This window comes from Microcoleus vaginatus PCC 9802, assembly GCA_022701275.1.
In the GTDB taxonomy this organism is placed as follows: Bacteria; Cyanobacteriota; Cyanobacteriia; order Cyanobacteriales; family Microcoleaceae; genus Microcoleus; species Microcoleus vaginatus_A.
In genome coordinates this window covers 4,764,083-4,778,431 of sequence record CP031740.1, presented here as the reverse complement: position 1 = coordinate 4,778,431, position 14,349 = coordinate 4,764,083, and the positions used below count along the sequence as shown (strand labels likewise).

9 protein-coding genes and 1 pseudogene are annotated in these 14,349 nt (G+C 50.1%); 3 read left to right on the top strand and 7 right to left on the bottom strand.

Annotated features, from left to right (window positions below; all coding sequences use genetic code 11):
• Nucleotides 1–83 precede the first annotated feature (83 nt).
• Entirely contained in the window at nucleotides 84–1,349 is a 1,266-nt protein-coding gene (locus D0A34_19470) for an insulinase family protein (GenBank protein ID UNU20765.1), read from the bottom strand.
• A 303-nt stretch (nucleotides 1,350–1,652) separates the two neighbouring features.
• Here D0A34_19470 and D0A34_19465 point away from each other — a divergent pair, with 303 nt between their 5' ends.
• Entirely contained in the window at nucleotides 1,653–2,681 is a 1,029-nt protein-coding gene (locus D0A34_19465; protein UNU20764.1) for a DNA nickase, read from the top strand.
• Between the two features lie 618 nt (nucleotides 2,682–3,299).
• Here the strand turns inward: D0A34_19465 and D0A34_19460 are convergent.
• The 5 genes and pseudogenes from D0A34_19460 to D0A34_19440 form a co-directional block, all read right to left on the bottom strand.
• Complete coding sequence (locus D0A34_19460; GenBank protein UNU20763.1) at nucleotides 3,300–4,160, bottom strand: NAD(P)-dependent oxidoreductase; 861 nt, start codon at nucleotides 4,158–4,160, stop codon at nucleotides 3,300–3,302.
• 814 nt (nucleotides 4,161–4,974) lie between these two features.
• A pseudogene (locus D0A34_19455) lies at nucleotides 4,975–7,092 on the bottom strand (hypothetical protein).
• 290 nt (nucleotides 7,093–7,382) lie between these two features.
• On the bottom strand, nucleotides 7,383–7,637 hold the full coding sequence (locus D0A34_19450; GenBank protein UNU20762.1) for a hypothetical protein: 255 nt from the start codon (nucleotides 7,635–7,637) through the stop codon (nucleotides 7,383–7,385).
• Between the two features lies 1 nt (nucleotide 7,638).
• Complete coding sequence (locus tag D0A34_19445; GenBank protein ID UNU20761.1) at nucleotides 7,639–9,579, bottom strand: hypothetical protein; 1,941 nt, start codon at nucleotides 9,577–9,579, stop codon at nucleotides 7,639–7,641.
• 28 nt (nucleotides 9,580–9,607) lie between these two features.
• Nucleotides 9,608–9,790 (bottom strand): hypothetical protein, encoded by a 183-nt coding sequence (locus D0A34_19440; protein ID UNU20760.1) that lies wholly within the window; start codon nucleotides 9,788–9,790, stop codon nucleotides 9,608–9,610.
• A gap of 55 nt (nucleotides 9,791–9,845) precedes the next feature.
• Here D0A34_19440 and D0A34_19435 point away from each other — a divergent pair, with 55 nt between their 5' ends.
• Nucleotides 9,846–10,523, top strand: coding sequence for a peptidoglycan-binding protein (locus D0A34_19435; GenBank protein UNU20759.1), 678 nt, complete (start codon nucleotides 9,846–9,848; stop codon nucleotides 10,521–10,523).
• Nucleotides 10,524–11,100: 577 nt separating this feature from the next.
• On the opposite strand, the gene D0A34_19430 is transcribed toward D0A34_19435, so the two are convergent.
• Nucleotides 11,101–12,981: a DUF1565 domain-containing protein gene (locus D0A34_19430; protein UNU20758.1), complete on the bottom strand. Its 1,881-nt coding sequence runs from the start codon at nucleotides 12,979–12,981 to the stop codon at nucleotides 11,101–11,103.
• Between the two features lie 219 nt (nucleotides 12,982–13,200).
• Between D0A34_19430 and D0A34_19425 the strand changes: the two genes are divergently transcribed.
• Nucleotides 13,201–14,283, top strand: a complete 1,083-nt coding sequence (locus tag D0A34_19425; GenBank protein UNU20757.1) for a thiamine phosphate synthase — start codon at nucleotides 13,201–13,203, stop codon at nucleotides 14,281–14,283.
• Nucleotides 14,284–14,349 lie beyond the last annotated feature (66 nt).

Below are 14,349 nucleotides of genomic sequence, written 5' to 3'. Positions count from 1 at the left end.
GTGCCACAAGCACAAAGAACCCCGGACAAATGCCGAACATCTCTCCGGTACCAAAAATATATGTATTTTCACCCGTTTACCAATTAGATTGGTTTGAGTACCACGGCTGTATAGCGTCGGGGAGAGAGATATTGTTGAGCTAGGCGCTGGAGGTCTAAGGGCCCAAATGCTTTAATCCTGGTGGGATAGCTAAGCGCTAATTCCGCAGTGGCGATCGTATTGTAATATCCGTAAAGACCGGCTAACTGTCCCGGCGTTTCGAGCGAGAAAGCAAAATCGTTGCACAGCAAACGCTTACAGCGGAGCAATTCTACCTCGGAAACTGGCTCAGACTGCAATTCCCAAAGTCGATCGCAAATCCGAGATTCCACCTGTTCAATATCTTTCGCGTCCAAGACTGCACTGATAGTAAATAAACTCGATTCCCGTTGCAGCGAGAAAGTGCTGTCGATCGCCTCTACTAATTGTAATTCTTCCCGCAGTTCCCTGACTAAACGCGAAGTCCGCCCGTGTGCGAGCAACACCGACAGCAAATCCAAGCCGCAAGCACTTTGCAATTGTTCAACTCCCGGGCCCGTCCAGGCCATCATCAGCCGCGCTTGTTCCAATCGGGGGAGACAGAGTTCCTGACGGCGAATTTCTACCACCGGCGGTTCCGCCTCTGCGGTTAATTGGGGACAATCCCACCGATCAGAAAACTGCTCGAAAGCTTTCCCCGTAATATCTCTGGCCTGTTGTTCATCAATTCCCCCGACTACCACCACCGTCATATTTTCCGGCTGATAGTGCGATCGGTGGAAACAGCGCATTTCGTGGGGAGTTCGCGACATCAGCAGCTCTTCCGTGCCCAATACTGATCGCCTATAGGGATGCCGCTGGTAAACTGTTTCCATCATGGCTTGGAAACCCAGCCAATCGGGATTGTCTTGAGCCTGACGGATTTCTTCGAGCACCACATCTCGCTCCCGATCGAATTCCTGATCCGGAATCGAAGCCCGCAGCAGCAATTCTGCCAGTGGCTGCGCTGTTTCTGCTAAATAATCAGCCGCAGCGTTGACGAAAAAATGCGCGTAGTCGTGACTTGTAGCTGCGTTGGCGACACCGCCGCGATTTTCGATTACCTGGTCAAATTCTCCAGGGGCGATCGAATCCGTCCCTTTAAATATCATGTGTTCTAGAAAATGAGCCATTCCCGACCAAGAATCCGGCTCCAGCGTAGCGCCAGCCCTCACCCACACGTCTAGGGCGACCACCGGTGTGGCCGAAATCCGCTGGTGAATTACCGTTAACCCGTTGTTGAGCTTCCAGACATTGGCTGGGAACTCTAAAGCAGTGAGCAGTTGAGACAAGCTAGTTATTCTTAAACTTTAGTTAACTTTGGCTGCAACTATGGTAGCGCTTTACAGGTATGCGATCGGGATTAATTGATACAGAAATCATTACTCATCTGCCATTAATCCTTACTCATCAGTTATTTTTTGTTTTTTGCTGTTTTTTCAAGCAGTCTCAAATAGTTACCATTTTTTTTCTCAAAAGTCAATAGGTTTCGCGGGATATTAATTAATCAGTCGGGAGAAAGAGGATGTTATCGGAATATTTCAATAAATTAAGAAATATAAGAACACTAAAGACATTGAGAGGAGAAACGACAGATGGTAGCTACCTTAGAAGATACCAAGCGCCAAGCGATCGCAACTAAATTAGCAGACATGAAAGCGCTGCAAAACCTGTTGATCGCCAACGAGGAATTGTTCATCAATTCCTGTAACGACTCCGAACTGGCTGATCGCTTCCGCCATATGCTTGAGGACGATCGCAAAAACTTGGGCGTATTAGAAACTACGATCGTGCAATACGGCATTCAAGCCGAGCCCAAAGAAAGCAGCGCAAAAATGATTGAAGAAGTTCAGAAACTCATGGAAGGTTCTGAACTCACATTGTTTGAAAAAGTCACTCAGCACGAACTGCTCAAACACAAACAAACAATGGCCGGTTTGTTAATTCACAAAGCTGCTCAAGTAGTCGGCGCTGACATCGAAGCCGCCATTACTCCCCTCAACACAGTTAACTTTGAAAACCGCGCTCACCAAGAGCAACTCAAGGGAGTTATGGAAATCTTGGGCGTGCGCGAACTGACCGGCAAAGACCCCGACCAAGGCGTTTGGGCTCGCGTGCAAGATGCAATGGCAGCAATGACCGGCATCATCGGCGGTGCAGTTACCCGCAGCAAAGATGAGATGAACATCACCGAAATCATCTCAATGGATCACCGCAAAACCGATACCCTCTTTATGGAAATCGCAAGCACCGACGATCCTCAAAAACTGCAAGAATTCTTCGGTCAACTTTACAAAGACCTCAGCGTTCACGCCGAAGCCGAAGAACAAATTGTTTACCCAGCAATTCGCAGCTACTACGGCAATACTCAAGAACTGTTCGACGAGCAAGCACAAATGAAGCAGATGCTTGCCCAAATTAAGGCTCTCAACCCCACTTCTTCTGATTTCAAAGCCCAAATCAAACAGCTCCAAACAGTGGTTCAGGATCACGTCAAAGAAGAAGAAAACGATATGTTCCCTCAAATTCGCCGCCACCTGAGCGAAGCACAAATGGAACAAATGGCTACTCAATTCAAAGCAGCCAAAAGCACGATGCAGCAAGAAATGGCTAACATGAGCTAATTCCGCAGCGAGCTAATTGTAGCTCTAGCTGAGCTCAAAACTAGCTAAACTGCAACCTATCAATCCCGCTACGTGAGTAGCGGGATTACTGTTTTGTGTAAACTCACCAATGTTCAAAAACTAATATCAAATCTGTTATAGCAATCCTTGCAGCAGTCGTAAATTTTTTACCTCACCCCAAGCCTCCCCTTGCCAAGGGGAGGGAGTAAGAAATTCACAAATGATGCGAGGATTGCTGCATCGGAATTATTCATCTATCTATTCTCGACCTCTGCGTAAATCAGCGTCAATCCCTTGTCATCTGCGGTTCAGCAATTCTTTTTTTTTGCCGCAGATGAGGGCATATCAACACAGATTAAGGCAGATTAATTGTATCAATTTCGGTTGCACCGTCCGTGATTGGTGACCCTTCGGCGAAGCTAAGTGGGCATAGGTGTTGACTGGATTTTACGCCCGACGATGCTACCGGATTTGATATAACTAAAAAAATGAATAAACCCGCCCTAGGTAACGTGGTTGTGGGGGCGGGTTTATTTAGATTGTGAGTTATAGTCAGAGATTGTGGCTGAAAGTCGCCCCCACAAAATGCGATTATTTATATCTCAACTCGCGACAAATCTATCCGTTAATCACAGATCCGCCGTTGGGATGCAAAATTTGACCAGTCATGTAAGACGAATCTTTTGAAGCTAAAAACACGAAACTGGGGGCAACTTCATCGGGTTGACCGGCGCGTCCCAATGCCGTGTCTGCACCAAATTTCTCCACTTTTTCTTCAGGAAAAGTTGCAGGAATTAGAGGGGTCCAAATCGGGCCGGGGGCGACTCCGTTGACGCGAATTCCTTTCTCAGCTAAACTTTGAGACAAAGAGCGGGTAAAGGCAACAATTGCTCCTTTTGTGGAGGAGTAATCTAGTAATTGTTGATTGCCTTTGTAGGCAGTGACAGAGGTAGTGTTGATAATTGCACTTCCCTCTTTGAGGTGTTTGAGAGCGGCTTTTGTGAGGTAAAACATTGAGAAAATGTTGGTACGGAAGGTGCGCTCTAATTGTTCGGCGGTGATGTCTTCAATGCTTTCTTGCGGATGCTGTTCGGCGGCGTTGTTGACGAGGATATCGAGGCTACCAAATTCTTTAACTGTTTGTTCTACAAGGTTTTGACAGAGGTTTTCGTCGCCGATGTCGCCGGCGATCGCAATACAGCGCCGGCCTTGTTGTTCGATCGCCTCTTTGGTTTTTTTGGCATCATCATCTTCGTTAAGATAGCTGATGACCACGTTAGCGCCTTCTTTGGCAAAGGCGATCGCCACTGCACGCCCGATACCGCTGTCTCCGCCGGTAATTAAGGCTACTTTGTCCCGCAATTTGTCGCTACCGCGATAGCCCTCCGCGAAGGACTGAGGTTGCGGGGTCATTTGCGATTCTATACCGGGTTGCTGTTCTTGATGTTGAGGCGGATTAATCTTCTGTTCGGTTGTCATAAAAAAGTCCTCTTCGTTCTACCTCCATAAATAAAGGTTTTCTGGAACTAGGGAATCGCTCTTTTTGCCGATCGTGCCCTACTACTAAAGACAGTGTGGGTGATCGAAACTGCTGCTTATAAGTGTCAAAACAGCAAAAAGCACGCCAAAAGATCATTTGACGTGCAGTTTCAACAACTTAACTGTTAATTGCTGAGTCTCGAACTAGAAACCCAACTTAACATTAAAACCACGCAGCCTTAGCATTCTGAGGAGTTAGAGGATTTGGAGGAGTTAACAGTAATTCCTCTAGACCATTCTCTACTAAAAATGATGCAATCAACGAATTCACCGAGTCTTTCAACTCGTCGAGGTTAACAAAGCTCATGGCACCTGCACTATTAGGATCGAGCAAGATATCGGCGCTGCTGGCCTGTACCAGAGCCGCCACTGAACTGCCGGGGTTAGTCAGAGGATCGACGATGTTAGAAGCAGTTACCTGGCCGCCAGTCACCTGATCGAGGCTAGAAGTAGTGAGGGTTGGTGTCGGTGCTGTCGTCGATGTTCCCGTCGGTGTTGTCGTCGATGTTCCCGTCGGTGCTGTCGTCGATGTTCCCGTCGGTGCTGTCGTCGATGTTCCCGTCGGTGCTGTCGTCGATGTTCCCGCCGGTGCTGTCGTCGATGTTCCCGTCGGTGCTGTCGTCGATGTTCCCGCCGGTGCTGTCGTCGATGTTCCCGTCGGTGCTGTCGTCGATGTTCCCGTCGGTGCTGTCGTCGATGTTCCCGTCGGTGTTCCCGTCGGTACTGGCGCCGGCGCGATCGGCGTCACAGACGCATTCGGTCCCGGCACCGTTAAAAGAACAGGGTTGGGCCCGGTCGGAATCGGGAACGGGTTGGGAACGCCCGGAGCGTTGAAAACTTCCAATAGCGAATAGTTGCCCGGAGCTAAATTGGTGAACAGGGCAATACCGTTAGCATCAGTCCTGACCAGAGGCTCGGTAGCAGGATCGTAGCGCCGGTTGTTGTTCAAATCCAAGGTGAACGGGATACCCTCCAAAGGAGGCTCGCCCGCATCTCGAATGCCGTTGCGGTTGTCGTCGCGGAACTTCTCAACTGGCTCGTTAAAGGTAAGGTTCTGAGGGATCTGGCCGTTGCCCACCAAAGCACAAGTAAACGTTTGGTTTGCGCCCAGAACGATGTCCAGTGGTTGAGTAGTTTGGAAAGAATTTGAAGGCGTGACTTCCCGGACTCGGTATATACCGGGGGTCAAATTGCCAAACTCCCAGCGGCCGAACTGATCGCTGACGCTAGTGGTTTCTCCGGCATCGAGGGCGTCGTTACCGTTGCTGTCGAGGTAGATTGTGACCCCTGCGATCGGCGTTTCAAAGCCATCGCGGTAGCCGTTGCCGTTCACATCTTGGAATTTGCACCCAGTGATCCGGCTGTTGGGGGTGTTGCCAAAGACGACGTTGGCATCTTGAGTGCTGAGGTTGAACTGCACCCGATCCGGAGTAGTAGGACTAAAACCCGCTTGCGGCAGTTCCCGAACCACATAATTGCCCGGTTCCAGGTTGGTGAAAGCACCGCGCCCGTTGGCGTCCGTTACTATCGACTGTTCCCCTGTGTCGAGGGCGCCGTTGTCGTTGGCATCCAGGTAGGCCGTGACGCCGGGAATGCCCACTTCCTGTAGAGTGTTGCCCGGTTCGTAACGACCGTTAGCGTTCTGATCGTTGTATTTGAAGATTGTGATGTTGGGGCGCGTATTCCCGACTGCACCGCTGCCTGGATTTACCGGAATCGAGGTGAAGAAGACTGCGGGTTCCGGGTTGACCGGGGGGAAGGGGGGCGGAAAGTTCGCAGAAACGACCCGCTGGCCACCTGCCACAGTTGGATCTGCCACGATGAAAGGCAGCGTTCCCTGCTGTCGCGATTCGGGCCCGGGGGCTGTGACTTCTACCGGGTTCTGGGTAGTGTTAATTGGCGGCTGGTTGGCTATGAATGTTTCAAAGGTTTCCAATACTGAGTAGCTGCCAGCTCTCAAATCTCTGAAGGTAGCCCTACCATCAGCGCCAGTGAACTGCTGCGGTTCGCCCGTGTCTGTTCGGCCGTTCCGGTTCAAATCGAGGATGAATGGGATGCCCGAGAGGGCAACTTCGCCGGAGTCTTGTATGCCGTTGGCGTTGTCGTCCCGAAATTTGAAGATCGGGATTTCGTACAGGGGAGTGTTGCCCACTTGAGCGCAAGCCCAGATTTCGCCCTGGCCGAGGTTAATGTCAAGCAGGGAGATGTTGCCGGGGGGAGTGCTTTGAGGAAAATCTCTTTCTAACGGTTCGGTACCAGGCCCGTTGGCGCGCTCTTCCCGAATCCGGTATAGTCCTGCCTGCAAACCGGTGAATCGGTACTCGCCGTTTGTATCAGTTAAGGTAGTGGGTTCCCCTGTATCTAGCTGACCGTTGTTGTTGGCATCGATATAGATTCTGACGTTTTGCATCGAGGGTTCACTCCCGTCTCGAAAGCCGTCGTTGTCTACGTCGAGGAATTTGCAGCCAATAATCTGACCACCGGGCGGGATCGGACCATTGCCGAACAACACTGTGGCATTAGTGCCCGCAAGGTTGACGACAACTGGGTTAGGAGTTGTCGGGTTCAAATTGGGTGGCGGAATTTCCCTGACTGTATAGGTGCCTGGAAGCAAGCCTGGAAATACGAAGTTTCCGGTGGCGTTTGTCAACGTCGAGGGTTCACCTGGCTCGACAGTGCCGTTGTTATTGTTGTCAATAAAGATTTGGACGTTGGAGACTGGCGGTTCGCCTGCATCTCGAATGCCGTTGAGGTTGTTGTCGCGGAATTTGGTACCCTGGATACCCGCAGGAGCGTTGCCAAAATTGATGGTTGGCGGTAGCACTACTGGGGGTAATACAGGAGTTACCTGACTAGCCTTTAATTCTGCCATGATTTTCTGTTCCTTCACACCTAAATCTACGTAAGCTACAGGCTACTGTATCACTTTGTCAATCAGCAGTTAGCTGCTGCTAGCGACTGACGATCGCTACTCAATCATACATACGTCTACGTTGCTCGAAGGTTCCTCATCTAACATCAGGCTTACTCCAGCTTTGTCGCACGAGATTATATCAGGTTTTGAATAGCTGTGGCAATTTGAGCGCAATATCTTCAAGATTTGCGCCCTGAGTTCTTCTGCCCGTGGACACTTGCTGTTTTGAGCTCGAACAACGTTAAAACTCACTGCACCTCGGTGACTTGAGCGACTATGCCACGAGGGCGATCGCACTTGGGGAATTGTCTGATAATTCCTAAAAACAGGTATGATACTGCCTCTGAATCTTGCTCCCCATATACAAGCCAGCTTTGGGCTTCCCGGAACTCTGGCTTGAGCGTTGGAGGTTGCCAACAATAGGGTATCACGCGATCGCCCTTTAACCTCTTCCTAATTTTTATCTGCGGTTTAGGATTCGGGGCGATCGAGCTTTCTGTCACCCTACATCACCGACCAATCTCTAGCATCCACCGTGCTGACCCAGTTCCCGATCGCCCCTTTAATTAATTCATTTTTATTGACAAATTCACCAATTTGTGCATTACTATCCAGACCGACATTCTGTGGCGCAAAGTTAGGAATATTGCCTAACTTCGCAAAACGTCGATCGACCAAAAAATCACTAATTCGATTAGTATCACCACCAGAACTCAAAGGGAAGCTATCTGCCCCAATATTATTGGCTGCAGGTTCGCCCGCATAGCTGCTGGCATTGGTCAGCGGGTCCCCATTCCAGAATTTAGCCGACCTACCCTCAGCATCTCCCGTCACCAAATCTCCCGTCACCACATCGATTTTGCTAGCCCGAATCTCTGCCGAGACAACAACCACCGCAGGCGGAGTCGTTAGAATGAAACCCGGCGGCGGAACTTCCCTGACAACATAACTACCTACAGGAACGTTACGGAAACTGTAATTGCCCTGAAGGTCGCTTAATGTACTCGCTTCGCCCGGATCTAAACTGCTGTTGTTGTTGAGGTCGATGTAAATCTGAGTGTTGGCGATCGGCGGTTCCCCGGGATCTAGACGGCCGTTGGCGTTAAAATCGTTAAATTTCACACCGCTGATCGTGCCCGTCACCAACACGTTACCAAAGCTGAGATTAGTGGCATTGGTGCCGTTGCCCACGGTGAGCGGAGTCGGATTGGGCGTGGTTTGTTGAAAACCGGGCTGCGGGACTTCCCTCACCACATAGGTCCCTGGAGGCAAATTGATAAAAGAGAAATTACCTTCGGGGTTTGTTACAGTCGAAGGTTCGCCCGGATCTAAGCTGCCGTTGTTGTTGAAATCAAGGTAAATCGGCCAGTTGCCAACTCTTGGTTCGGTCGGTTCGTTGACACCGTTAGCGTTGAGGTCGTTGAACTTGAAGCCGCTGATGCTGCCGGTAGGAAAATTGTTGCCGAAATTGACGCCGACAGCGTTGGTATTGCCGGTTATGTCGATCGGGCCTGGATTTTGCGTAGTCTGTACCCATCCCGGTTGCTGAACTTCCCTCACCAAATACCGGCCCGGGGAAACATTCGCAAAAGTGTAGTTGCCTTGCGGGTTTGTGATGGTGGTGGGTTCGCCCGGGTCAACGCTGCCGTTGCCGTTGAGGTCGAGGTACATTTGCCAGTTGGTCAGAGGGGGGTCTGTGGCGTCTCTGACGCTGTTGGCATTGAGGTCGTTGAACTTGACACCGCTGATGCTGCCGACAAAAAAGAGATTGCCAAAATTGATGTTGTTGACAGTGGCGTTGGAAGTAACGTTAACCGGGCCGGGGTCAGGTGTGGTTTGGATAAAACCCGGCTGCTGGACTTCTCTCACCAAATATGTCTCTGCGGGAATATTGACAAAAGCGTAATTGCCTTCAACATTTGTCAAAGTAACAGGTTCGCCGCCGTCTAGCCTGTTGTTGCGGTTGAGGTCGAGGTAAATTTGCCAGTTAGCTAGCCCTTGTTCTCCGGGATCTCGGCTGCTGTTGTTGTTAATGTCGTTGAATTTTGTGCCTGCGATCGTCCCTGCGTTGAAGTTGTTGCCAAAATTGATATTGCCAGCGTTTGTGCCGCTGGTAATCGTGATGGGTGCGGGATTTCGGGTAGTTTGGCGGAAGTTCGGCTGCTGGACTTCCCTAACTTGGTAAGTACCCGGCGGCAGGTTGGCGAAGATGTAGTTGCCTTGCGGGTTTGTGAGGGTGGAAGGTTCGTTAAATTCTGGCTGGCCGTTGTTGTTGAGGTCGAGGTAGATTTGCCAGTTGGGAATGGGAACTTCTCCGGGATCTGGGAGGCCGTTGGCGTTGAAGTCGTTGTATTTGGTGCCGCTGATGCTGCCGACTTGGAAGTTCCCGATGTTGACGTTGCCGATGTCTATTTGGCTGGCGGTTCTGGTGCTGGATTCGGACATGGTGTTGCTGGGGCCCAATGAACGCGGTTCAATGTTTTCTGTAGGGCAATCTAGCAGTTTTTTTGCCAATTGCAGCTATTTGAGAGGGATAAATTTTTTTGAGGAAAGGGAAGCAAGGAAAAGTTGCGAGTTTTGATTTAATCAGGGAACCTGGCTCTGCCTGGGAACCAGTAAATGCCCCATGCCCAATTCCCAATGCGGAAATTCCCAATTTTTTCCAGATTTGATGTACGATCGCTACCAGTTTTGCAGAGGTCGAATTCCCAATGTCCCAAAACTTGACAGCAAGCTGGAATAACGCCCGCGAGGTTCCGAGTTTGCTCTTCGGCTGGAGTTTGTGCGGTTTATTTGTAATGGGATTGATCGCCTCTACTCCTGCTGCCGCACAGCTACCTACCTCCGAACAAGGTAACATTAATAGCCCGATCGCTCAAACAGGTGCTCGCGCCCGCCCCACGCTCAAATTGGGCAGCCGCAGCTCAGAAGTAATCGAACTCCAAGCTGCTCTTAAATTATTGGGCTTTTACGCTGACACTGTAGACGGGATTTTCTCACAAAGCACCGCTAGAGCTGTGTCTCAGTTCCAGGAAGCAGCAGGTCTGCCTCCCGACGCAATAGTCGGTCAAGATACTTGGAACCGGCTGTTTCCGGAGGCTCCGAGCGCGATCGAAAACCCGAGCGACAACGCTCCTGTAACTGCCGAGAACTCAGAGATTAACCCCCAAGCGCAGCCAACCAATTTTCCCGTTTTGAGAAGACGAATGCGGGGGGCGGCAGTCAGAAATTTGCAAGAGCGGCTGCGGGCCAAGGGATTTTTGCGCGTGAGTGTTGACGGCGTTTTCGGCCCGGAAACTCAAGCTGCTGTCAAAGCGGCTCAGCGACAATATCAACTACCCGCCGATGGCATTGTCGGCCGCGCAACTTGGGAAGCTCTGCTGCGTTGACAGCAAGCGAAAAGTGCCGGGTATGCACGTTGCGGTATCGGACGCTTGTACAAATTGTTAATAATCGCTTTTGGAAGTATTTCATCACATCAAAAAGTGTCAAGTTTGGTAAACAAAGTGTTTTTATGCGCGCAGTTGGTGTTAACTTAAAAACATGAGGGGCAAAACCAAGAAGCACAAAAAACTTGGATAAAAAATTTGGAATTAGAGTATTTGTCCCGCTCGGCTCTAGTCCGCAGGCAACGCCTGAAGCGTGTAGCTTATTAGCAAAAAAAGGTTGATATTGCGATCCAGATTTGTTAGATAGCTTGAGGCTATTGGATTAATCAAAAGTGGCGATCGCACAACAGTCAAACACAGAAGTCTGAATAGACTCCGCTGATAGCTAGCTCGTCCGCAGAGTAGTTGCAAAAAAGTCCACATTAGTTGTAGTTTGCTGAAACTCAGCAGAGCTAAAAACCCACTTGAATCAACTTAATTTACAAACTTTTTAGGGTCTGGCATCCGATATGCTAGGCCCTAAAATTTTGATTTTTTTTTGAAGTAGTCATTAGTTAACTAATGACTAATGACGATTTCATTTAATTTCTTCAATTCGGGCATTCCAACCGTTACCGGTAAGCATTTGTAGCAATTCCTCAGCTTTTTCGCGTTCTCGAAAAGCACCGGCTTGCATCACCGGTCGTCCGTTGGAAAAAGAGCGAAAAGCACCGGTAACGAGGGATTGGATTTTTTGTCGATCGCCCGAACTGTTGCTCTCCACCACAACTCGATAGCGCAAACCCAAAGCCGACGGCAAATCGAATGACGGCGAATTCTCCGGGGAATCGGGCAAAGAATTCCCCCCTAAAGGTGCAGGTACATAGCCGCCCCTTCCTACAGGAATGTTGCGGCCCGGGACCGGCAATCTACCCTCGGAAGAAACCGAACTCGTCGAACTATCAAAATTGGGAGGAATCATTGGTTGCTGTACCGAAATTTCCGAAACCGATCGATAATTCGGATCGGGCAGGGGAATTGCGATCGCCCCTTGGACTACCGATGAACCAGCGGCATTCCTGGGAGAAAGCTCTTGCTGCAACTGAGCGCTTGGCGGTGTCGATCGATTTTGCACCGATCGCCTTGAAACGGGCGCAGGCGGGGGAAGTGGCGCTCTTTCAGTTCTGGGACTTAGCCGCCCGGGAGTGTAAGCCGGGAGAGAAGTGTCTGGGCCACCGATGCTGGGGGGTCGATCGGTCGTTAGCTGCAAAGCACTTCCTCCAATTGGCGGAGGGGTAAAAGTTCCCGCCACATCAACCGAGCCCGTCGTCCGGCTGCTCAATAATTGATTGCCGTAAGCTGGGATTACTTGACCTTTGGCCGCATTGTTCACATCGTACTGACCGTTGTTGCGAATAACATTGCCCCCCGGTTCGGCGGCAGTTCCCAAATCCGGCAGAGCTCTCGATATCGCCACAATTCCGTCCCGCCGGTTACTCTCGATATAATTGTTACGCAGCACAGGTCTAGCATTAGCTTGCACCACCACGCCGTCTTTATTGCGAGTAATTTTGTTACCGATTAGCAGAGGCGAAGCGTTCTGCGCTACATTCACCCCAAATCCAGTGTTTTCAAACACATTATCTCGAACTTCCGGCTGAGAACTTCCAAAAATCGTAATGCCGTTAGCTCCATTTTTCGAGAAAACATTCCCGCCAATCGTCGGCCTGGAAGTACCCACTACCGAAATGCCGTCGTGAGTGCTGCCAGAAAAAGTATTGTTGACAACCGTTGGAGAACTCGATTCGATCCACAAAGCGTAACCGCGATAGTTGGTATTTGTCACCGTCACCCCGCTGAGTCCCGCCCCGTCTGCGCCTAAAATCGTGATATTTTGACCCGCCGAAGTCGGACTGATAAAGTATCCTCCGCCTTTGATGACAATATTCTGACCGCGAGTGTTGGGATTTCCCTGAACTGTCACGCTGGGCCTGAGCATTAATGGAAATTTTTCGCCGGTTTGCTCGCTGTAAGTACCGGGCGCTAGCAAAATCGCTGTTTTGGGCGGGGCCACGCTTAAGGCGTAGGTAAGGGTTTTAAACGGAGCTTGATCGCTGCCGTTGCCTCCTGTGTCGCTGCCCCCTGTCGAGCTGACGTACAGTATGTTGATGTCGCTCTGCAGCGTCTGAGAAAGTAGCTGCACTCCCGGTATGCCGGCAGCGATAACTGACGGTTGATGGTTGCAAAGGGCGGTCATCGCAAAAACGAGCAGAAGGCAAGAACTCAAACAAGATTTTTGCGATCGCTTTTCTTTGCGCCTGGTCTGTTGTGAGTACATCAGCATAAAAAAACACAACTTATCTGTGATCCGAGTGTCGCCTCCGGTGTTTTGTGTCAGGTTTTCGCGATCGAACTTTGATTTCACCCGCCTGTTTGGGTTGTTCTCCCTTAATCTTTTGTGTTGTTCTGCTAACCTCACGGCTCTCCTCCCAAGTGTGGTATGCAGCTTAACGATTTCACTCTCATCAAGTTTGATCTATTATGCTTCGTTTTTCTCAAATTCAATAAAACTTAAAAATTTGTCTAAATTAAATCGGTTGATGCCAAAATTAAGCCGATCGCTGTACTAGAATCTATACGGCGTGGGAGAATGTAGCGGTTTGACTGGTAGGATTAATTATAATTAGGGTGGTTCTGAATGACCGACAAACAAAACAGAACTTTACCGGCACAGCCAGCCCTCTGCCGGATTTTAGATGCAAATCTAGATCGATCGCGCGAAGGGTTGAGAATTATTGAAGAATGGTGCAGGTTTGGTCTCAACAACGCCGATTTAGCAGGCGAGTGCAAGCAACTGCGTCAAGAATTGGCTGCTTGGCACGTCGCAGAACTTCGCAGTGCTAGGGATACGCCCGCTGATCCGGGTACGGAGTTGACTCACCCGCAGGAAGAGCAGCGTTCGAGCATTCAGCAGCTACTGGAGGCGAATTTCTGTAGGGTGGAAGAAGCTCTGCGGGTACTCGAAGAGTATGGCAAAATTTACGATCGGAATATGGGTGCGGCTTTTAAGCAGATGCGCTATCGGGTTTATACTCTCGAAAGCAATTTGCTGGCTTACCGGCGCTACCAGCAGTTACTTCGATCGCAGTTATACCTTGTAACTTCGCCCAGAGACAACTTGTTGGGAGTCGTGGAAGCTGCTTTGCAAGGCGGACTGACTTTGGTGCAGTACCGCGACAAAAGCTCAGACGACGGCGCAAAGCTGGCTAACGCGCGCAAGCTTTGCGAACTTTGTCACCGCTACGATGCTTTGCTGATTGTGAACGATCGCGTGGATTTTGCGATTGCAGCGGATGCTGACGGCGTACACTTAGGACAGCAAGATTTGCCTGTGGCGGAAGCGCGCAAGTTGCTCGGCCCGGGACGGATCATCGGTCGTTCTACTACGAATGGCGAGGAAATGCAGCGAGCTATTGAAGAGGGAGCCGACTACATTGGAGTTGGGCCGGTTTACTCCACTCCTACTAAACCTGATAAACAGGCTGCGGGTTTGGATTATGTGCGGTATGCTGCTGATAAGTCCTCGATTCCGTGGTTTGCGATCGGCGGAATTGATATCAACAACCTCGATGAAGTATTGAATGCCGGAGCTCAAAGGGTTGCCGCAGTACGGGCGATTATGGAAGCAGAACAGCCTACTTTAGTGACGCAGTTTTTCATCTCACAGTTGATTCGGATGGAGAATCTGAAAGCTCAGAAAGCTTTGCACGGGAAAAGCTAGGTTTATTTGCGATTTGTAGGGCGGGTTTAGCGCAGGAAGTCTGTGCATAAAATATAATTTTGTTAC

Coding starts and splice junctions, on each gene's coding strand:
- D0A34_19445 (UNU20761.1), bottom strand. CDS start 9,579: ATGTCCGAATCCAGCACCAGAACCGCCAGCCAAATAGACATCGGCAAC.
- D0A34_19435 (UNU20759.1), top strand. CDS start 9,846: ATGTCCCAAAACTTGACAGCAAGCTGGAATAACGCCCGCGAGGTTCCG.
- D0A34_19465 (UNU20764.1), top strand. CDS start 1,653: ATGGTAGCTACCTTAGAAGATACCAAGCGCCAAGCGATCGCAACTAAA.
- D0A34_19425 (UNU20757.1), top strand. CDS start 13,201: ATGACCGACAAACAAAACAGAACTTTACCGGCACAGCCAGCCCTCTGC.
- D0A34_19460 (UNU20763.1), bottom strand. CDS start 4,160: ATGACAACCGAACAGAAGATTAATCCGCCTCAACATCAAGAACAGCAA.